We start from the raw sequence: 18,435 nt of genomic DNA, 5'->3' as shown, positions 1-18,435 counted from the left end.
GAAGGGTTCTACTTCGTCGCCCGTCCCGCCTGTTGATCGGTCCAGACCACGATGCGGCGGTTAACCTCCGCGCTCGCCCGATCGAATGCCGCGACGATGGCCGACTGCCGGTTCTCGCCCGCGTTCTCGCTGACCGACATCCGCTCCTCGGCCACGACCGTCCGATCACCCGGTCGAACCAGACGCAGCAGCACCACGATATTGACCTCCGGCACGGCGCCCGGCGCGGCGTAATCCGCCTCGAACCGGCGCACGTCCACGCTCAGCAGCAGACCGTCGCGCGTCAGCTGGCCGGAACTCAGGACCGTGCAGGCCGCGCCGTCCGCGAAGGCGTTGCGCAGGGCTTCCTCGAACAGGGTCTCGGCCGGCGACACCCAGCGCGCGCCCTTGATATAGGCCGCCTCGGCCCCGGTCACGGCCAGCAGACGGTCGCCGCGGGCCGCCTCTGTGAAGTCCACCCGGCGCAGGCTGACGCTGACGTCAGGACAGGCGGACATCATCCCGGTCCCCGCGAACGCCGACGCGCCGCCGAAACGATAGAGCTGCACCGGCTCGGGCGACGCCAGCAGGGCGCAGCCGGAAAGGGCGACGGACGCCGAGGCGATCAGCAGCGCCCTAGTCATGAAGGACTGGGCCATAAAGGACTGGGTCATGAAGGATCGGATCATGGCTGCACCTCGATTTCCTTGGACGGCGCCTTGCTGATGAAGTCGCGCGGGCTTTCGCGCACGTTGTCGATCAGCGACTGCAGCGAGCGCGTCGCCTGATCCAGCTGACGGATGGTGTCGCTCAGTTGCGGCGCCGTCTGGGTTCCGAAGTCGCCCAGCGGCCCCTCCAGTCCCGAAGCCGAGCGGTTGATCGAGGCCATGGCGGTCTGGGCTTCCTGCGTCGCCTTGTTGATGTTGGCGATGGCCTGACGACCATCCGTCTCGACCAGTTGCCGCGCGGTAGCGCCCAGCTTCTGATACTCGCCGACGGCGGCGTTGGCCTTGGTCAGGGTTTCTTCCAACTGCTGGAACATGCCCTTGCGGGCCTCCAGTTGGACGGTCAGTTCCTCGACATTCTTGAGGCTGGTCGAGAAGGACCGGATGTTGTCGTCCGACATGACCCGGTTGATCCGGTTCAGGGCGTCCACCGTCTGGGCCAGCACCGTGCCCGAGCCGCTGAGCAGTTCCGCGATGGGGCTGGGCTGGCTCTGGATCACCGGGATGACGTTCTCGGGATACTGGGTTTTCAGCAGGGGGCTGTTCGGCTCGCCCGCCGTGATCTGGATGTAGTTCAGGCCGGTGATGCCCTGCGGCTCCAGTTGGGCCCGCGAGGTCGTGCGCACCGGCGTCGTGCCGTTCAGCCGGACGCGGGCGATAACCTGATCGCCCTTCTTCGGGTCCAGGTTCAACGCCGTGACCTCGCCGACGCGGATGCCGTTGAAATGCACCTCGCCGCCTTCCGACAGGCCGCGAACAGGGCCGGAGAAGACGATGTCATAGACGTCGTAGTCGTTGTTGAACTGCAGGCGAGCCAGCCAGATTGTGAACACGGCCAGCGCCAGCATCAGGGCCACGGTGGCGATGCCGACGGCGGCGTAGTGGGCGTCTCTTTCCATCTCTTCCCGCTCTCCTCAGGCGGCGCTCTTGTGGGCGGCGCGTCCGCGCGGCCCGAGGAAGTATTCCTTGATCCACGGATGTTCGGAACGCTCAAGCTCCTGAACCGTGGCCTTTTCAACGACGCGCTTGTCGGCCAGAACCGCCACCTCGTCACAGATGGCGTAGAGGCTGTCGAGGTCGTGAGTGATCATGAAGACGGTCAGGTCCAGGTCGTCCGACAGATCGTGGATCAGTTGATCGAAGGCCGCCGCGCCGATGGGGTCCAGCCCCGCTGTCGGTTCGTCCAGAAAAATCAGTTCGGGGTCCAGCGCCAGGGCGCGGGCCAGTCCGACGCGTTTGCGCATTCCTCCCGACAGCTCGGCCGGCTTCAGATAAAGCGCCTCGGGCTTCAGCCCGACCATGGCGATCTTCATCTCGGCCAGCTCGCGGATCACGTTGCGCGGCAGCTTGGTGTGCTCGACCAGGGGCGCGGCGACATTGTCCAGCACGCTCAGGGACGAGAACAAGGCCCCCTGCTGGAACAGCACCCCCGTGCGCCGTTCGACGTCGGCCGCCTCGGCCTTGGTCATGAGATCGCGGTCATAACCTAACAGCTTCACCGATCCGCCCTCGGGCTGTTTCAGGCCGATGATGGAGTTCAGCAGCACCGTCTTGCCGGTGCCCGAGCCGCCGACCACGCCGAGGACCTCCCCGCGCCGCACATCCAGATCGAGATCCTGATGGATCACCCGGTCGCCAAACTGGCTCAGCAGGCCGCGCACCTCGATGAGGTTTTCGCGCGCCGGCTTGTCCATCGGCGCGGTCACAGGTTGAGCTCCAGGAAGATCATGGCGAAGACGGCGTCGAGGAAGATGATGGCGAAGATGGCCTGCACCACCGCCGCCGTGACCCGCCGCCCCAGGCTCTCGACGTCGCCGGCCACCGACATCCCCTGGCGGCAGCCGATGGCGGCGATCACCACGGCGAAGACGGGCGCCTTGACCAGGCCGACCATCAGATGCGTGTCCATCGTCGGGTCTTCGGTGATGCGCTGGATGAAGAAGGCCGGGCCGTAGGCCAGTTCGTTCCAGGTCACCAGCATGCCGCCGAACAGACCCGCCACCATGCCGACGAAGGTCAGCAGCGGCAGCATGAGAAGCATGGCCGCCAGGCGGGGGATCACCAGGGCCTGGAACGGACTGACGCCCATCACCTGCATGGCGTCGACTTCCTGGTTCATCCGCATCGAGCCGATCTCGGCGGCGAAGGACGAGGCCGACCGACCCGCCAGAAGGACGGAGGTGATGACCACGGCGAACTCGCGCAACACCGAGACGGCGATCAGTTGGACCGTGAACACCCCCGCCCCGAACTGGGTCAGCATGTTGGCCCCCAGGAAGGCGATGACCGCGCCGATGAAGAAGTTGGTCACGGCGATGATGGGGATGGCGTCCAGCCCCGACCGCTCGGCCTGGCTGAACCAGGCGGGCCAGCGGATGGCGCCGGGATGTTTCAGCGCCGAGCCGACGGCCACGATCAGCCGCCCCAGGAAGGCCAGCGACAGCACCGCTTCGGCCCCGAAGTCGTAAACGCCCAGGCCGATCTTGGCGAAGGTGCGGGTGAAGGGGTGGGAGCGCCGGGGCGGCGCGATGGATTCGCGTTCCAGCTTCTCGACCATGGCGTAGATGCGGCCCGCCTCGGGCCGGTCGGCCCAGGCCGCCTCGGGAATAGGCCGCGTCGTCGCCTGGGCCACGGCCAGGGCGCCGGCGGTATCGAAGCGGCCGAGTTCCGTCAGATCCAGCGCGCCCACGGCCCTGCCGCCCAGTTCGGCGCCGAGACGGTCGCCCTGCCGGCCGATGCCTGTGGTGGACCAGTCGCCGGTCAGGCGCAGCGTCGCGGTGCCCTGTCCTTCGCCGTCCTGTATCTGGAACTGGGCCGCCCGACTCATCGCTCAGATCACCGCCACAGATGAAGGAAGGCGCATAGACATAGGCTCGCATCCTCCTTTAGCGCGAAATCCGGTCGCCGTCGGCATCGCCGATACAGCGAGGCTTAGACCCAGCCGCGCCGATCCTGTCAACGGGCGATGACTTTCTGTCGCCGAAGAGTCCGACGCTTGACCCTGCAACCTTCGCCCTCCCTGCCACGGCGGAGCTTCAACGCTGGCCGCGGCGTTTCGTTCAGCGAGGAGGCGCCCGGTCGATGATCAGGATCACCTCAGATAGTTGAGCAGCGACACCTGACGCAGCTGACTGATCACCTGGGCCGAGGCCTGGATGGCGATCTGGGCCATCTCCAGTTCCGTCACCGCCTCGGCCATATTGGCGTCGGTCTTGCCCGAGAGGATGGTGTCGATCGAGATTTTTCGCGTCTCCTGCGATTCGATCAGCGTATCGACCCGAGCCTGCATGGCCCCGTTGCGGGCCTGGATGTCGACGACCCCCTTGGCGGCCGTTTCGAAGCGCGTCATCTGCGCGGTCAGGAACGTCCGCTGGGCGTCGGTCAACTGCCCCGTCAGCGGCGTGGCCAGATGGAAGGCCTGGACGTCCCGGAACACGTCGAACAGCGCCTGGCCGATGTCGCTGGCCAGGAAACCCGTGTCCATGGTGACCGTCTCGTCCAGCCACGACGTCTGTTTCAGCTGATCGTTCTTGAAGGCGTCCGTGGTCGCCGGCAGGGCGGTCAGAGCGGTCAGGTCGGCGATATTGACAGGCCGCTGATCAACGGCGCCGCCCGAAAAGACATACTTGCCCTGGTGTTTCGTGTTCAGCCCGTCCTGGGCGATCTGAAACTGCGACTCCAGTTCGGTCATCAAACCATCCAGTCGCCCGGCGGCGATGGCGTTGGCGATGGCGAGACGCGCGGCGGTCGCGGCGTCGGCGACCCGGTCCAGCCCCAAGTCCTGCGTCGTCAATCGGTCCGCGACCGTCTTGGACGTGTCGATGAAACCCTGAATGCGCGTCTGGCTGGACTTCAGCGCGGTGATCGTCTCCGACTGCCGCCCGAAGCCGACCAGATCGGTGGCGTTCTTCTTGGTGTTGACCTTGTTCTGCGCTTCCTCGCCGCGCGACTGCGCCGCCATCAGTTGCAGCAGGGCCGACTGATAGTTTCCGAATGTCGCTACGCGGTTCATCGCATCATTCCGATCAGCGTGTCGTACATTTCCGACGCCGCCTGAATAAGGCGCGCCGAAGCGTTAAAGGCTTGCTGATAGGTGGTCATCAGCACCAGTTCCTCGTCCATGTTCACGCCCTCCACCGAGGTCCGCCGCGCGGCCGCCTCGGTAAACAGAGCCTGGGCGCCGGTCGCACGGTTCTTGGCGATGGTCGCCTTGCCGCCGATCTCGCCCGACAGTTCCGATGCATAACGCGACACCGACATCGAACCGCTGGCCGAGCCCCCGGCGGCCGAAAAGGCCGTCGCGTTCTGATCCGCGCTGGCCAGCAAGCGGGCGCCGCGCCCGTCGTTCTTGCTCAGAGCGGCCGTGCCGGCGGCCACGCCCAGATCCAGTCTGGCCAGCGCCAGCTTCAACGGGTCCTTGGCGATGTCGCCGCGCAAGGAGAAGCCGTCGGCCCGCGAGGCGCGCACCCCGCCGAGGCCGAACAGTTCGCTCATGGACACGCCCGAGGGAACCTGGGTCGTGCGGTCCTCAAGAACCGACATGGTCGGGGCCGGGTCGCCCCGGCCGGTGAAGATCACCTCGCCCGAAGCATTCATGCTGAACGTGCCCTGACGGCCGGCGCCGGTCACGGGGTCGTTCAACGCCGTCAGCAATTCGGCCACCGTGCCCGCGCCTGCCGGCACCGCCACGGCGATGTCTCGGATCTTCGTCCCGGAGGCGTCGTTGAACCGCAAGGTCAGGGTCTCGCCCGCCGTGAAACCGTGCAGCGAGCCCGGCGTCAGGCCCGTATCGTAGAGCGCCAGGCGATCCGTCGAGACCAGATCGTTCATGCCGAAATAGTGCGAGAACCCGCGTCCGGCCTTGGTGCTGGGCGCCGCGGCGTCGTCGGCGATGGCGACGCCGTTGGTTCCGCCCGCATTGATGCTCAACACCCCCCCGACAAAGCTGGCTGTCGCCCCGCCCAGTTGGCCGTTCAGCGTGGTCAGGAAGTTGGCGGGCGTGGTCGCCACGCCGTTGATCGTGATCATCCCGCCCGAGAAATCGATCGCCGCCGAGTTCTGGATCACGCCCTGAGCGTCGACGATAGCGATCGTGGTCTTGCCGGTGAAGCCCGCCAGCGCCGTCTCGAGCGACTGGCCGATATTGCGGCCGTTCAGGACGGTCGGGGCGGGGACCGAAGACGAGGCGTTGTGCGCCCGGTTCAGCTCGTCGGCCAGCCGCGTCATCAACTCGCCCAGACGATCGGCCGCCGCCGGCGCCTCGACGTCGCGCAACTCCATCAACCCCTTGATCTCGCCCGAGGTGATCCCCTCGGACAGGGCCTTCTTCTGACCGTTGGCCTCGGTGACCCAGACCTCGTTGAACGCGGTCTCGGACGAGACGGCTCCCGCGCGCCTGTAATCCAGCTTGGCCGCGCCCTGCCCAGCCAGAAGAATGCCGGCGCCGGTGCGGATCTCGATCCCGCCGACGGATCGGGTGGTGATGCGCACGTCCATTAGTCCGGACAGTTCATTGACCAGCGAGGCCTGGGCCGTCTCGGCACCGGTGGAGTCGGCGCCGACCGCGGCGGCCTTGGCGATCTCGACGTTCAGCTTCTCGATCTGCTCCAGCAGGCCGTTGGCCCGTTCGACGGCGCTCTGGATACGGCCGTCCGCGTCCTCGCGCACGGCCTGGATCTGTTTGGCGATACGCCCGGCTTCGTTGAAAGCGGTCTGTGTCTTGTAGATGGCGTCCTGGCGCAGCGGGCCCGAAATGGCGTTTTCCGCAGAGTCGGCGAAGGCCGAAAAGATGCTGTCGATCTGCGAGAAGAAGCCGCTGTCCGCGCCCGGGTCGCCGAACAGCGACTGGATGCGATCGTACAATTCATAGCGCACGTTCTGGCGCCCGGCCTCGGCGCCGGCGCTCAGGCTGGCGGCCTGGAGGAAACGGTCGGTGGCTAGGCGGATGCGCGTGATCTCGACGCCCGCGCCGACGCCCTGGTTGGCGTAGGACTGCTGGTCGGCGATCTTGCGGATATAGCCCGGCGTGTTGACGTTCGAGACGTTGTCCGAAACCACCCGCAACTGCGTCTGGGCGGCGGTCATGCCCGACGTGGCGATGTTCATGATCGAGCTGAGCGACATCAGCCACGCCCTCCGCGCTGGGCCGCGCCCGGCAAGCCTTGCTGGCCTGCGCGCAAATCTTGCCCGGTTTTCCGGTTCAGCCTTCTGGCCAACCCTCTGATTTTATTAAACATCGACTTTCAGCCTCTGTACGTTCGTATTCACAGGGGCAAATCGCGGGCCATGCGGAACGGCGCCGGGTCCACCCGGCAAAAAGCGTAGCGGCGCGGCAAGAAGGGCCGACCGCAAGCCGCCCCGACAGTGACGAGACGCGCGGACAAAATCGTTTGTTTTCAGACCGTTGCAGTCAGCCTCCCAACTTGGCCCAAGGCTTGCGCAGCCCCTTGCCGAACACCTTGGGCGCAGCAGGCGCCGACCCCATTGAAAGCCGCCCTGCGCCCCATGTCAGCCCAAAGCGTCATGTCCGTCATCGCCCCCGCCGCCTCGACCGCGGCGGGCATCGGCGTGTCCGACGACACGGCGGCCGACGGCGCCCTGTTCGCCTCCCTGTTCGCCGCCCTGGTGGCGGATGCTTCCGCGACTCAGGGCGACGGGAGCTCCGACGCGGCGCCGACGGCTTCGGCCGAGGTTGCGCCCCTCGACAGCGAGGCTCCGACGGCTGACGCCGCCGCGCCAGGTTGGTTGCTGGCGCCCATCCCAGCCCCGATCATCCCGCCAATGACGGCCGAAGCGCTCGTCGCCGAAACGGCCAGCGCAGACTCCATAACTGGTGCGCCCGCCGCCCCGTGGCTCGAAGCCGCGCCGACAGCGCCCGCGATCGATGTCGAGGCATCGACGCAGCCGCCAATGACGTCCCCGACGCCGACAGCCGCCGCGCCGGACCAACCGCCGGTTTCCGCGCCCCTGGCCTCTTCGCCCCAGACCTCGGCGCCTGACGCGACCGCCCACAGCGCCGCGCTCGTGACGTCAGAGGTCGCGACGCCGGCCGAAACCTCGACGCCACAGCCGGATCAGGACGTTGGCCCGCCCGCCGCGCCCGCCGCCACCTCGACCGAACCGAAGGCAAGCCCCGCGCGCGGACTGGCGACGCCGACGCCCGCCCCGTCTACGGCCCTGGCGGCGGCGCTCACCGCCAATCGGCCCATGGCCGCCGTCCCGCCGATGACCGCCGAGCCGCCGCCCCCGGCGGAACCGGCGGAACCGGCTCAACCCGTTCCGCCCGCTTCGCCTTCGGCCGCCACAACGACGGCCTCGACGACATCCGCCACAGCCGCTCCCGCTCCCGCGCCTGCCCAGAACCTGACGCCGCCCCCCGCGCCGCGGCTCCGTGATGCGCAGGGTCGTGGCGAGGACCGTCCCTCCAACGCGGCCGCCTCGCCTGACGGCGACAGCGCGTCAGCGTCAGCCTCGTCCCTGACCCCAACCGCCGCCGCGCCTTCGACCTCGAACGCCATGGCCGCCAGTTTCGCCGCCTCTACGCCGCGCGCCGACGCCGCAACGGCGCTTCCCGCCCCGTCCGGTGACGCTCCGGCCTCGACCGAAGGCGACGCCGCCGCGCCCCCCGCCCTGCCGCCGCTGGAAAGCCAGGCCGGCGCGCCCGCCGCCAATCGCGACCTGGGCCTGTCGATGCTGTCGCGCGCCACGGTCGAGACCACGGCCCAGATCGCCGCCCAGATCCTCAAGAAGCTGGACGGCCGCTCGACCCGCTTCGACATGGCGCTGACGCCCGAAGACCTGGGCCGCGTCGACGTGAGCCTGGAGATCGATTCCGACGGGCGGCTGACCGCGCGTCTGGCCTTCGACAATCCGGCCGCCGCCACAGACCTGCGCGGCCGCGCCGACGAACTGCGCCGTCAGCTTCAGGAGGCCGGCTTCCAGCTGTCGCAGGACTCGCTGGAGTTCGCCGAACGGAACCCTTCGTCCGGCTTCGGCGGCGGCGCCTTTGACCGCCCGCCGGATCGCCGCGCCTTCGCCGGCGCCGCGCGCCTCGCCGCCGACGCCGATCTCGCCGTTCCGCCGCCTCTTTCCGGGGCGCACGGAGCCTGGACATCCCTCTCGCTGACGCCTGACCGCGTCGATCTGAAGGTCTGACGATGGTCAACGCCGTCTCCGCCAACGCCGCCACGGGCAAGATCAACACCGGCTCGACCATGCTGGCCTCGAATTTCGAGACCTTCCTGTCGCTGTTGACCTCCCAGTTGAAGAACCAGGACCCGCTGTCGCCGGTGGATTCCAATCAGTTCACCGCCCAGTTGACCCAGATGGCCGGGGTCGAGCAGCAGTTGCTGACCAACACCCTGCTGAACAGCCTGCTTCAGGCCCAGCAGGGCGACGGCCTGACCGGCGCGGCGCAGTATATCGGCAAGGACGCCACCGCCGTCTGGTCCGCCACCCGCTATGAGGACGGCGCGGCGAACTGGAGCTACGAACTGGGCGGCAACGCCGCGACGGCGACGCTTCAGGTGCTGGACGCCGGCGGCAAGGTGGTCTGGACAGGCGACGCGCCCGCCAAAACCAACGGCATGCACGACTTCAAGTGGGACGGCAAAACCACCGGCGGCGGTCAGGTCGACAACGGCGGCGTCTATACGCTGAAGGTTTTCGCCAAGGACGGCGCCGGCAAGGCCGTCGACGGCCAGGTCATTATCCGCGGCCGGGTCACCGGCGTCGAAATGTACGACGGCGCCCCCTACGTCACGATCGGAAAATCCATCATGCCCGTCTCCAGCCTGATCGCGCTGGAAGAACAAAAGACGGCCGTCACGCCCCCTATCGCCACTCCCGAAGGCGAGGACGCCAACGGCCTCTCGGCCTTCGCCTCCCGCATCAATCCCCTCACTCTTCTCTCGTAAGGAAGCCCAGTCATGAGCATCAACGGCGCCATGCTGGCCGGCGTGTCCGGCCTGACCGCGAACGCCGCGGCCCTGTCGACGATTTCCCAGAATATCGCCAACGTGAACACCGTGGGCTACAAGCGCGCCTCGACCGAGTTCGCCACCGTCGTCAACAGCCAGACCCAGGGCGTCGGTTTCTCGGCCGGCGGCGTTCAGGCCTCGGCCCGCCACTTCATCAGCCAGGCGGGTCAGTTGCAGCGCACCACCTCGGGCACCGACCTGGCCATTTCGGGCCAGGGCTTCTTCGTCGTCACCGAGAAGTCCGAAAACCTGACCCTGAGCGACGCGCGCCTGTTCACCCGCGCCGGGGCCTTCAAGATCGACGACCTGGGCTATCTGAAGAACACTTCCGGCCTCTATCTGCAGGGCTGGCCGGTGGCCGCCGACGGCACGGTCAACAGCGACCCCTCCGACATGAGCCGCCTGCGCACCATCAACGTCGGCTCGGTCGGCGGCGCGGCGGAACCGACCACCCGCGTCAGCCTGAACGCCAACCTGAAGTCGAGCCAGACCATCTCCGACGCCGCCAAGGACGCCGCGCTGGCTCCTGTCGGGCCCCTGGCCTACGACCCGGCGGCCAACTCCATGGCGATGTGGGACCCGGTGACCGGCACGGGCGTCAAGCCGGACTTCGAGATCACGATCCCGGTCTCGGACTCCAAGGGCGGCCAGCGCAACATCAGCGTCTCCTTCCTGAAGAGCGACGTCGCCAACGAATGGTACGCCGAAATCCGCGCCCCCGCCGGCACGGTGACCCACCCCGACGGCCAGTTGCGCGCCGGCAAGATCGCCTTCACTCAGGACGGACGCCTGGACGTCACCAAGATGCAGGGCTGGCCGGCCGGCACCGGCCTGTTCGACGATCCGACCAACGCCAGCCTGACGCTCGGCGCCTCGGACGGCACGACGGCCGGCGCGCTGGACGGCACCTGGGATCCGGCCCTGGGCATCGCCGCCCAGAACATCGCGTTCGACATGAATGCCTCGGCCGGCGGCCTGACCCAGTACGACAGCACCTCGATCGTTCAGGCCACCTATACGAACGGCACGGCCTTCGGAAATCTGACCGAGGTCAAGATCGACGAGGCGGGCTTCGTCACGGCCATCTTCGACAACGGCGTGATGCGCAAGATCGCCCAGGTCGCCCTGGCGACCTTCCCCAGCGCGGACAGCCTGACCGAGGTGTCGGGCAACGCCTTCCGCGTCAGCCAGAACTCCGGCACCTTCAACCTGAAGGCGCCCGGCACCGGCGGCGCGGGCCTGCTGGGCTCGCAACAGCTGGAGGCCTCGACCGTCGACCTGTCGACCGAGTTCACCGGCCTGATCACCACTCAGCGCGCCTATTCGGCCTCGTCCAAGATCATCACCACCGCCGACGAGATGCTGGCGGAACTGATCAACATCAAGCGCTGATCGCCCACCGGGAATCGATGAGTAAGCCTTCGTTAGACTCGATGAATCCTTCGTTTCCGTCGCGCCGCGCGCGCCGGAAGCGGACGATGCGTCTTAGCCATTCCTTCACCACGACGCTTAAAAGGCCCTTAGCGGCCAGGGGCCTAGCCTACGCGTCGATGGTGGTGGTGAAAGAGGCTTAAGCCCATGCTGCAAGAGCGACGCCTTAATAATAGAGGCGAACAGTACGTGGTCGGCCCGACGGGCACGCCGCTGACCCTGCGGGATCTCCCGCCGGCGGATACGAACCGCTGGGTGATCCGCCGCAAGGCCGAAGTGGTCGCCGCCGTTCGCGGCGGACTGATCAACCTGGAAGACGCCCTGGCGAAATATCGCCTGACGGCCGAGGAATTCATCGCCTGGCAACAGGCGATCGACAAATGGGGCATGCAGGGCCTGCGCACCACGCGCATCCAGAGCTACCGGGATTAATGGGCCTCAAGTAGCGCAACGCGCGATAGGCCCAAGGATAGTGGCCGCTTCCGGCGACGGAGGCGGCCTTTCTATTTTCTCCCCCCCACTCTGTGGGGAGGGGGACCGCGTAGCGGTGGAGGGGCTCTCTCTGTGTAAGCAGCCCCTCCGTCTCGTCCGCTCGCGCGGCCGATCCACCTCCATTTTATGGGGAGGAGAAGCCCATGCCTCGAAATCGAACGCAGGGACCTCTATATGGCGGCGATGACCCTGGCTGACGACATCTGCCCCATCCCGACCATCGCCCCCATGTCCGGCGCCGCCGACATGGACGCTGCGATCGAGAGCGCGCGACAGGCGGTCGGCCTGCCGGTCGGATCGCGCGTGGTCGCGGCCATGTCGGGCGGGGTGGATTCCACCGTCGTCGCCGCCCTGCTGGCCAAGGCGGGCTATGACGTGGTCGGCGTCACCCTCCAGCTCTACGACCACGGCGCGGCGCTGAAGAAAAAGGGCGCCTGCTGCGCCGGTCAGGACATCCACGACGCCCGTCTGGCCGCCGAGATGCTCGGCATTCCCCACTACGTCCTCGACTACGAAAGCCGCTTCAAGGACGCGGTGATCGACCAGTTCGCGGACTCCTATCTGAAGGGCCAGACCCCGGTCCCCTGCATCCGCTGCAACCAGACGGTCAAGTTCCGCGACCTGCTCGACGTCGCCCGCGACCTGGGCGCCGAGGCCATGGCCACCGGCCACTACGTCCGCCGCGCCGCCGTCGGCAACCGCTCGCAGATGAGGAAGGCCGTCGATCATTCGCGCGACCAGTCCTACTTCCTGTTCGCCACGACCCAGGCCCAGCTCGACTATCTGCGCTTCCCTCTGGCCGACCTTGAAAAGCCCCAGGTGCGCGGCGTCGCTGCGGCGCTGGGCCTGCGCATCGCCGCCAAGCCCGACAGCCAGGACATCTGCTTCGTCCCATCCGGCGACTACCGCACCCTGATCGACCGTCTGCGTCCGCAGGGGCGTGAGGCCGGCGAAATCGTCCACATGGACGGCCGGGTGCTGGGCCAGCACGGCGGCATCACCGACTACACCATCGGCCAGCGCCGCGGCCTGAACGTCGCCGTGGGCGAGCCTCTGTTCGTCACCAGGCTGGACCCCGAAAACCGCCGCGTCATCGTCGGCCCGCGCGAGGCCCTGCTGACCGCCAGCCTGACGCTGGAAGAAACCAACTGGCTGGGCGACCAGGCCACGATCGAGGAAGCCGCCCGCGACGGCGCGCCCGTCCTGGCCCGCGTCCGCTCGACCCGCCAGCCCTCCCCCGCCCGTCTGAGCATGGACGAGGACGGCGTCGTCTCGGTCGTCTTCGATGAGGGCGAGGAAGGCGTCGCCCCCGGCCAGGCCTGCGCCCTCTACGACCCGGCCGATCCCGACCGCGTCCTGGGCGGCGGCTTCATCCAGAGCACTACCGCTGTCGCCTGAGCCGCACAACGACGCGCCGACGGACAGCCTGGCGCTGGGCGTCCGCGCCTGCCTGCCCGACGACATGCTGTATCTGCGCGACGCCTTCCCGCGTGAGCGCTGGACCGGCGCACTGCCCGAAACCGCGGCCTTCTGGCTGCAGATGCACGCCGGCTTCCGCGCCCAGCAGGCCCAGATGGCCGCCGCCGCGACGCGCTGGCGGTCAGGCGCCCTGGACCCGCGCGGCCTGCACGCCGCCCTGCTGCCGACGCTCCAAGCCTTCCTCCAGCATCTGGACGGCCACCACCGGGTCGAGAGCGGCCACTACTTCCCGCACTTCCGCCGCATCGAGCCGCGCATCCAGACCGGCCTCGACCTGCTGGACCGCGACCACGACGCCATCCACGCCCATCTGGACGCCCTCTACCATTACGCCGTCGCCTTCCATCAGGGGGTCGCCGGCCAGTCCCCCGACGCGCCTGACCACGCCCACCGGCTCGCCGATGCGCTGGACCGCGCCGCGCCCGGTCTGACCCGCCACCTCGACGACGAGGAGGACATCGTCATCCCCCTGATGGCGCTGAAAGGCGAACCGGCGGCCTGAGGCTCAGGCCGCCTCATCCTTGGGCATCACGTCCCCGACGGTCGGCCGGTTCTCGGCCCAGGTCAGTTCGATGTCGCGGGGTTTGACGATCTCGTTGCAGTGGCCGCAGGCGATGCGCGGCTTGAGGTCGTGGCCGCAGGTCTTGTGGATCATGGAAATGCCGCTGTCGGCGTCGCCGTAGACGTGCTTCTCGCCCCAGGCGTGCAGAGTCACCAGCACGCCGTACAGATCCTTGCCCTTGGCGGTCAGGATATATTCGTTGCGCGGCGGGCGTTCCGAATAGAGCTGCGGCTCCAGCACCCCGTGCTGCACCAGCGACTTCAGCCGTGCAGCCAGGACGTTGCGCGCCACGCCCAGACGCTCCTGCCATTGTTCGAACCGGCGCACGCCGTTGAAGGCGTCGCGGACGACCAGCAGGGTCCAAGGGTCGCCGATCACCTCCAGCGTGGCGGCGATCGAGCAGCTCTGGCGGCTATAGTCGGCGGTGCGTCCCATGGGCGGAAAGTGACCCCGCGTCAGGCTTTTGACAAGTAGGTTGCCAATCGGGACGCAGTTTGTCAGTTTTCTTAGGCAACCAACATGCGACTCCCCAGTCGCGGTTCCTGCATTCCTCGACTTGCGGGCGGCGACGCTTCAGTCTCCACCCGCGCCTCTTTCGCCTGCTGTTGCGTGGACCGATGACCGAAGCCGACCTTCTGCACGACGCCCTGACCCTGACGCCCGATGAAGACGGGCTGGCCGCCCACCTGTCCGGAGAATTCTCCAACGGACCGATCGCCGCCCCGCCCGAGGCGGGGTTTCCCTTCGGCGGTCTGCTGGCGGCCCTGTGCGCCGGGGCCATGCGTCAGGGGCTGGGGATCAAGGCGCCGCTGCGCAGCCTGAGCGTCCAGTATCTGGCCGCCGCCCGCTATGGCCAGCCGATCCAGTTCCGCCCCCGCCTGCTGCGCGGCGGGCGCAACGTGGCCTATGCCGTGGTTGAGGGCGGGCAAGGCTCGCGCCTGACCCACCACGCCAGCGCCACCTATGGCGTGGACGGCGACAGCGCCGAAACCCTCAGCCCGCTTGCGGCGCCGCCGCCCGCGCTGCACCGTGACGCGCCGGGCCTCAGCGGCCCCATGGCCCCGCGCTTCTCGCAGCACGTTGACTATCGCTTCGACGGCGGCCCCAACATCCTCGGCGGCAACGAAGGCAAGCCCGCCGTCGAGCGCGTCTGGATGCGCACCCGCGACGGGGCGCCGCTGGACGAACTGCGGCTATCCTACCTGCTGGACGCCCTCTATCCCCCGGCGTGGACGGCCTTCAAGGCGCCGCCGATGATGACCTCGGTCGATCTTCGCTACGATTTTCTTGGCGATCCGACGCCCGAGACCGCGCCCGACGGCTGGGCCTTCTTTGAATACCGGCTGCTGGATCACGGCCTCGGCTGGTCGGTGGACGAGGCGACAGCCTGGGGCGCCGACGGGCGGCCTCTGGCCATCGCCCGCCAGCGTCGCAAGCTGCTCTAGATGCCGAACATCGCGTCAGGCGGCGCGACGGCGCTGCACGAACAGGGCGCCGCACCCGGCCAGCACCGTCGCCATCAGGATCATCGCCCATTCCGTCAGGGTCGGCACCTGCTCGGCGTAGATGAAGCTGCTGCTGGGCGACACCAGGCTGGGACCGCCCAGGGCCGAGATCGAGATGTTGCGCGCGCCCTTGGCGGCGGGTGGAGCGACGGCGGTGATCTGGGTCGGGCTGTTGACCGTGAAACCCGCCGGGATTCCGCCAAAGGTCACCGAGGTCACCCCGTTGAAATTGGTTCCGGTGATGACGACGCTGGTCCCGCCCTCCAGCGGACCGGACGCCGGCGAAAGCTGGCCGACCACCGGCGCATGGGTGACCGTCAGGGTCGCATTGGACCCGCCGACCATGGCGAAGCTGCCGCCCGTCGGCGTGGCGAAGGTCAACGTCGTCGGCGTCAGGGGATAGGTGGTCAAAGTGCCGTCCGCCTGCAGGTCCAGCACGATTTCGCAGATGAAGGAGGCGGTCTGGCTGATGCCGCTGACCGACAGGACGTTGCCGACCAGACTGGATCCGGTCGCCGGGCAGAAGGGCGACAGCGCATAGCCCGTCGCCGTCAGCCCTGCCGGAACCGTATAGGTGAAAGCGCCGCCGCTCATCGGGTCCGGCGACACCTCGGAGGTGTAGAGGAAGAACTTCAGCTGGATGCTGCCGCCCGGATTGACGCCCGGCGAGGCATAGGACGCGCTCATGGTCACGTTCTGGGCGAGGGCCGGCGCGGCGCAGGCGAAAACGGCGGCGGCCAGAGCGGCGCCCGACAGGCAACGAAGCATGATGTCAGCTTTCTGATCCTGCCTCGGCGACGCCCGGCGAATCGATTTTACAGCAAAGGTTAACAACACCGCCCGGCGAGCAGCGGTCAACCTGCGTCCCATTACGCCTTGCGCCGCATTGCTCGGCGCCCGATCTAGCCCCCACAGAGTTTCCATCAGGACGAACCGCCATGACTGCCCCGAACAGCGCCCAAGACCCCGTCGTCATCGTCTCCTTCGCCCGCACGCCGATGGGCGGCTTCCAGGGCGCGCTGTCCACGGTCAAGGCGACCGATCTGGGCGCCGCCGCGGTCAAGGCCGCCGTCGAGCGCGCGGGCCTCGCCCCTGAAAAGGTCGAGCAGATCTACATGGGCTGCGTCCTGCCCGCTGGCCTGGGCCAGGCCCCGGCGCGTCAGGCCGCCATCGGCGCAGGGCTCGGCAAGCACGTCGAGGCGACGACGGTGAACAAGATGTGCGGCTCGGGCCTGCAAGCCGCCATGATGGCGCACGACGCCCTTCTCGCCGGTACGGCTGACGTCATCGTCGCCGGCGGCATGGAGTCGATGAGCGGCGCCCCCTACCTGATGAACAAGCACCGCGCCGGCGCCCGCATCGGCCACGACGTCATCGTCGACAGCATGATGATGGACGGTCTGGAAGACGCCTATTCCCCCGGCAAGGCCATGGGCGTCTTCGCCGAGGACTCCGCCGCCCAGTATCAGTTCACGCGTGAACAGATGGACGAATACGCCATCGAAAGCCTGACCCGCGCCAAGGCCGCCATCGCCTCGGGCGCCTTCAGGGCCGAGATCGTCCCGGTCGAGGTCGCCACCCGCAAGGGCCCCGTCACCGTCAGCGAGGACGAGCAGCCCGGCAAGGCCGACCCGGCCAAGATCCCCACCCTGCGCCCCGCCTTCACCAAGGACGGAGCCATCACCGCCGCCAACGCCTCCTCGATCTCGGACGGCGCAGCCGCTCTGGTCATGACGCGCGAAAGAACGGCCAAGGCGCTCGGCCTGCCGATCGTCGCCCGCGTCGTCGCCCACGCCGCCCACGCCCATGAGCCAGGCCTGTTCACCACCGCCCCCGTCCCCGCCATGCGCAAAGCCCTGAAGAAGGCCGGCTGGTCGGTCGAGGACGTCGATCTGTGGGAGGTCAACGAGGCCTTCGCCGTCGTCGCCATGATCGCGCAGCAGGAACTGGGCATCGACCGCGCCAAGCTGAACGTCAACGGCGGCGCCACCGCCCTGGGCCACCCCATCGGCGCATCCGGCGCGCGCATCCTGTCCACCCTGCTGGCGGCGCTTCAGGCGCGCGGCGGCAAGAAGGGCGTGGCCTCGCTGTGCATCGGCGGCGGCGAAGCCGTGGCCATGGCCGTGGAACTGGCCTAACGCGGGATGATGTCAGGGCGGCGGGTCCTGCCTGCCGCCCCCGTTTGCGCGGAGCCGCGCGGCGTGGGAGCCTGACCTTCAATCCCGCAAAAGGAACGCCCCATGCGCGAAGACGGAAAACTGGATTATCTCGAACTGCCCGCCACCGACATGGCGGCGCACAAGGCCTTCTACGCCGCCGCCTTCGGCTGGGTGTTCCAGGACTTTGGTCCCGACTACGCCGCCTTCGGCGAGGGGCTGGACGGCGGCTTCACCACCGAGGCGATGACGCCCAAGCCCCTGCCCATCCTCTACGCCCACGACCTGGAGGCCATGCTGGCCAAGGTTCAGGCGGCGGGCGCAGAAATCCTCCACCCGATTTTCGCCTTCCCCGGCGGACGCCGTTTCCATTTCCGCGACCCGTCCGGCAACGAACTGGCCGTCTGGTCCGAGACCTAGGCCCTATTTCGGATCGATCGACTGGGCGATCCGCTCGGCGGCGTCGCGGTCGGCGCCGTCGAGGCTCATCAGCCAGACGTGGATTTCGGCCGGGGCGCCCGGACGCTGGAACAGATGTTCCATGGCGATTCGGCGCATGCCCTCGGGCACGACGACGCTGACGCGGCCCGCCGCCTGAACTCGCTCGCCGTCATAGATGGGAAACTGCGACGATGGCCCGGCGTAGATCATGGCGAAGGTCTTGCCCGCCTTGCGCACCGACCAGACACGCGAATCCGGCGCCCCCCGGCCTTCGAACAGTTGGAAGCCCGCGGGCAGTTCAATACGGAACGGCAGGGCGGCGACGGCGGCGGCGTTCAGCGCGCCCGTCGCCGACGCGGCGGCGGCCGAAGCAGGAGCCGGGGCGGGGGTCGAGCTCGGAGCCGGCGCCCGAACGGGAACAACCGGCGCCGCGGCCACCGGAGCGGGCGCTGCGGTCGCGCGAACCGGCGCCGCCTGGGTCGGGGTCGGGGTCGGGGACGAACTGATCGCGGGCGTCGGAGCCGCGCTCGGACGTGGGTTCTGGGGCTGAGCCTGAGGCGCGGGCCGAACAGCGGCCGGCGGCGCGCCGTTCAGCAGCCGCGTCAGTTCCTCGGCGCTGGGGTTCTGCGCCAGGGCCGAGGCGGGAACGGTCAGGAGGGCGGAAGCGATCAGCAAGGTTCTCATGCG

General features: G+C 68.3%; 18 protein-coding genes. 9 read left to right on the top strand and 9 right to left on the bottom strand.

Annotated elements, in window-relative coordinates; genetic code table 11:
- Positions 1–8 precede the first annotated feature (8 nt).
- The 6 genes from AC1DJ5_RS10765 to flgK all read right to left on the bottom strand — a co-directional run bounded on the left by AC1DJ5_RS10765 (position 9) and on the right by flgK (position 6,827).
- Entirely contained in the window at positions 9–668 is a 660-nt protein-coding gene (locus AC1DJ5_RS10765) for an ABC-type transport auxiliary lipoprotein family protein (RefSeq protein ID WP_477020578.1), read from the bottom strand.
- A complete protein-coding gene (locus tag AC1DJ5_RS10760; RefSeq protein ID WP_441455490.1) occupies positions 665–1,603 on the bottom strand; it encodes an MlaD family protein in 939 nt (312 codons plus the stop codon). The genes AC1DJ5_RS10765 and AC1DJ5_RS10760 overlap by 4 nt, the downstream gene beginning before the upstream one ends.
- A 15-nt stretch (positions 1,604–1,618) precedes the next feature.
- Positions 1,619–2,398, bottom strand: coding sequence for an ABC transporter ATP-binding protein (locus AC1DJ5_RS10755; protein ID WP_477020635.1), 780 nt, complete (start codon positions 2,396–2,398; stop codon positions 1,619–1,621).
- 8 nt (positions 2,399–2,406) lie between these two features.
- A complete protein-coding gene (locus tag AC1DJ5_RS10750) occupies positions 2,407–3,531 on the bottom strand; it encodes an MlaE family ABC transporter permease (protein WP_477020577.1) in 1,125 nt (374 codons plus the stop codon).
- 264 nt (positions 3,532–3,795) lie between these two features.
- A complete protein-coding gene (locus AC1DJ5_RS10745; RefSeq protein ID WP_477020576.1) occupies positions 3,796–4,716 on the bottom strand; it encodes a flagellin in 921 nt (306 codons plus the stop codon).
- Positions 4,713–6,827 (bottom strand): flagellar hook-associated protein FlgK, encoded by a 2,115-nt coding sequence (gene flgK, locus AC1DJ5_RS10740; protein ID WP_441455486.1) that lies wholly within the window; start codon positions 6,825–6,827, stop codon positions 4,713–4,715. Before flgK ends, AC1DJ5_RS10745 begins: the two co-directional genes overlap by 4 nt.
- A gap of 399 nt (positions 6,828–7,226) precedes the next feature.
- On the opposite strand from flgK, the gene AC1DJ5_RS10735 reads away from it, so the two are divergent.
- The 6 genes from AC1DJ5_RS10735 to AC1DJ5_RS10710 all read left to right on the top strand — a co-directional run bounded on the left by AC1DJ5_RS10735 (position 7,227) and on the right by AC1DJ5_RS10710 (position 13,586).
- Positions 7,227–8,858 (top strand): flagellar hook-length control protein FliK, encoded by a 1,632-nt coding sequence (locus AC1DJ5_RS10735; RefSeq protein WP_477020575.1) that lies wholly within the window; start codon positions 7,227–7,229, stop codon positions 8,856–8,858.
- 2 nt (positions 8,859–8,860) lie between these two features.
- Positions 8,861–9,619, top strand: coding sequence for a flagellar hook assembly protein FlgD (locus AC1DJ5_RS10730; RefSeq protein WP_441455484.1), 759 nt, complete (start codon positions 8,861–8,863; stop codon positions 9,617–9,619).
- Positions 9,620–9,631: 12 nt separating this feature from the next.
- On the top strand, positions 9,632–11,074 hold the full coding sequence (flgE, locus tag AC1DJ5_RS10725; RefSeq protein ID WP_441455483.1) for a flagellar hook protein FlgE: 1,443 nt from the start codon (positions 9,632–9,634) through the stop codon (positions 11,072–11,074).
- A gap of 186 nt (positions 11,075–11,260) precedes the next feature.
- The gene (gene sciP, locus AC1DJ5_RS10720) at positions 11,261–11,545 is read left to right on the top strand and encodes a CtrA inhibitor SciP (protein WP_441455482.1); all 285 of its coding nucleotides are present in this window, start codon (positions 11,261–11,263) and stop codon (positions 11,543–11,545) included.
- Positions 11,546–11,779: 234 nt separating this feature from the next.
- A complete protein-coding gene (mnmA, locus tag AC1DJ5_RS10715; protein ID WP_477020574.1) occupies positions 11,780–13,003 on the top strand; it encodes a tRNA 2-thiouridine(34) synthase MnmA in 1,224 nt (407 codons plus the stop codon).
- A gap of 64 nt (positions 13,004–13,067) precedes the next feature.
- Entirely contained in the window at positions 13,068–13,586 is a 519-nt protein-coding gene (locus AC1DJ5_RS10710) for a hemerythrin domain-containing protein (protein WP_441455479.1), read from the top strand.
- A gap of 3 nt (positions 13,587–13,589) precedes the next feature.
- Here AC1DJ5_RS10710 and AC1DJ5_RS10705 read toward each other — a convergent pair whose 3' ends face one another.
- Complete coding sequence (locus AC1DJ5_RS10705) at positions 13,590–14,081, bottom strand: winged helix-turn-helix transcriptional regulator (protein WP_441455477.1); 492 nt, start codon at positions 14,079–14,081, stop codon at positions 13,590–13,592.
- 182 nt (positions 14,082–14,263) lie between these two features.
- Here AC1DJ5_RS10705 and AC1DJ5_RS10700 point away from each other — a divergent pair, with 182 nt between their 5' ends.
- Entirely contained in the window at positions 14,264–15,091 is an 828-nt protein-coding gene (locus AC1DJ5_RS10700; RefSeq protein WP_477020573.1) for an acyl-CoA thioesterase, read from the top strand.
- A gap of 15 nt (positions 15,092–15,106) precedes the next feature.
- Here AC1DJ5_RS10700 and AC1DJ5_RS10695 read toward each other — a convergent pair whose 3' ends face one another.
- Positions 15,107–15,919 carry an IPT/TIG domain-containing protein gene (locus AC1DJ5_RS10695; RefSeq protein WP_477020572.1) on the bottom strand — a complete coding sequence of 271 codons (813 nt, stop codon included), beginning with the start codon at positions 15,917–15,919 and terminating at the stop codon, positions 15,107–15,109.
- Positions 15,920–16,089: 170 nt separating this feature from the next.
- On the opposite strand from AC1DJ5_RS10695, the gene AC1DJ5_RS10690 reads away from it, so the two are divergent.
- Both AC1DJ5_RS10690 and AC1DJ5_RS10685 read left to right on the top strand, forming a co-directional pair.
- Complete coding sequence (locus AC1DJ5_RS10690; protein WP_477020571.1) at positions 16,090–17,289, top strand: thiolase family protein; 1,200 nt, start codon at positions 16,090–16,092, stop codon at positions 17,287–17,289.
- Positions 17,290–17,391: 102 nt separating this feature from the next.
- The gene (locus tag AC1DJ5_RS10685) at positions 17,392–17,727 is read left to right on the top strand and encodes a VOC family protein (RefSeq protein ID WP_477020570.1); all 336 of its coding nucleotides are present in this window, start codon (positions 17,392–17,394) and stop codon (positions 17,725–17,727) included.
- A 3-nt stretch (positions 17,728–17,730) separates the two neighbouring features.
- Here the strand turns inward: AC1DJ5_RS10685 and AC1DJ5_RS10680 are convergent, their stop codons facing one another.
- Positions 17,731–18,432 (bottom strand): hypothetical protein, encoded by a 702-nt coding sequence (locus AC1DJ5_RS10680; RefSeq protein ID WP_477020569.1) that lies wholly within the window; start codon positions 18,430–18,432, stop codon positions 17,731–17,733.
- Between the last annotated feature and the right edge of the window lie 3 nt (positions 18,433–18,435).

The sequence above is a fragment of the Brevundimonas sp. 01N35 genome (assembly GCF_056399785.1).
Note: the sequence above shows the minus strand (reverse complement) of the source record. Positions and strands in the feature narration are given on the sequence as shown.

What these genes read in the sequence shown, in the direction of transcription:
- AC1DJ5_RS10765 (WP_477020578.1), bottom strand. Translation starts at nt 668, where the DNA reads ATGATCCGATCCTTCATGACCCAGTCCTTTATGGCCCAGTCCTTCATG.
- AC1DJ5_RS10760 (WP_441455490.1), bottom strand. Translation starts at nt 1,603, where the DNA reads ATGGAAAGAGACGCCCACTACGCCGCCGTCGGCATCGCCACCGTGGCC.
- AC1DJ5_RS10755 (WP_477020635.1), bottom strand. Translation starts at nt 2,398, where the DNA reads ATGGACAAGCCGGCGCGCGAAAACCTCATCGAGGTGCGCGGCCTGCTG.
- AC1DJ5_RS10750 (WP_477020577.1), bottom strand. Translation starts at nt 3,531, where the DNA reads ATGAGTCGGGCGGCCCAGTTCCAGATACAGGACGGCGAAGGACAGGGC.
- AC1DJ5_RS10745 (WP_477020576.1), bottom strand. Translation starts at nt 4,716, where the DNA reads ATGAACCGCGTAGCGACATTCGGAAACTATCAGTCGGCCCTGCTGCAA.
- flgK (WP_441455486.1), bottom strand. Translation starts at nt 6,827, where the DNA reads ATGTCGCTCAGCTCGATCATGAACATCGCCACGTCGGGCATGACCGCC.
- AC1DJ5_RS10735 (WP_477020575.1), top strand. Translation starts at nt 7,227, where the DNA reads ATGTCCGTCATCGCCCCCGCCGCCTCGACCGCGGCGGGCATCGGCGTG.
- AC1DJ5_RS10730 (WP_441455484.1), top strand. Translation starts at nt 8,861, where the DNA reads ATGGTCAACGCCGTCTCCGCCAACGCCGCCACGGGCAAGATCAACACC.
- flgE (WP_441455483.1), top strand. Translation starts at nt 9,632, where the DNA reads ATGAGCATCAACGGCGCCATGCTGGCCGGCGTGTCCGGCCTGACCGCG.
- sciP (WP_441455482.1), top strand. Translation starts at nt 11,261, where the DNA reads ATGCTGCAAGAGCGACGCCTTAATAATAGAGGCGAACAGTACGTGGTC.
- mnmA (WP_477020574.1), top strand. Translation starts at nt 11,780, where the DNA reads ATGGCGGCGATGACCCTGGCTGACGACATCTGCCCCATCCCGACCATC.
- AC1DJ5_RS10710 (WP_441455479.1), top strand. Translation starts at nt 13,068, where the DNA reads ATGCTGTATCTGCGCGACGCCTTCCCGCGTGAGCGCTGGACCGGCGCA.
- AC1DJ5_RS10705 (WP_441455477.1), bottom strand. Translation starts at nt 14,081, where the DNA reads ATGGGACGCACCGCCGACTATAGCCGCCAGAGCTGCTCGATCGCCGCC.
- AC1DJ5_RS10700 (WP_477020573.1), top strand. Translation starts at nt 14,264, where the DNA reads ATGACCGAAGCCGACCTTCTGCACGACGCCCTGACCCTGACGCCCGAT.
- AC1DJ5_RS10695 (WP_477020572.1), bottom strand. Translation starts at nt 15,919, where the DNA reads ATGCTTCGTTGCCTGTCGGGCGCCGCTCTGGCCGCCGCCGTTTTCGCC.
- AC1DJ5_RS10690 (WP_477020571.1), top strand. Translation starts at nt 16,090, where the DNA reads ATGACTGCCCCGAACAGCGCCCAAGACCCCGTCGTCATCGTCTCCTTC.
- AC1DJ5_RS10685 (WP_477020570.1), top strand. Translation starts at nt 17,392, where the DNA reads ATGCGCGAAGACGGAAAACTGGATTATCTCGAACTGCCCGCCACCGAC.
- AC1DJ5_RS10680 (WP_477020569.1), bottom strand. Translation starts at nt 18,432, where the DNA reads ATGAGAACCTTGCTGATCGCTTCCGCCCTCCTGACCGTTCCCGCCTCG.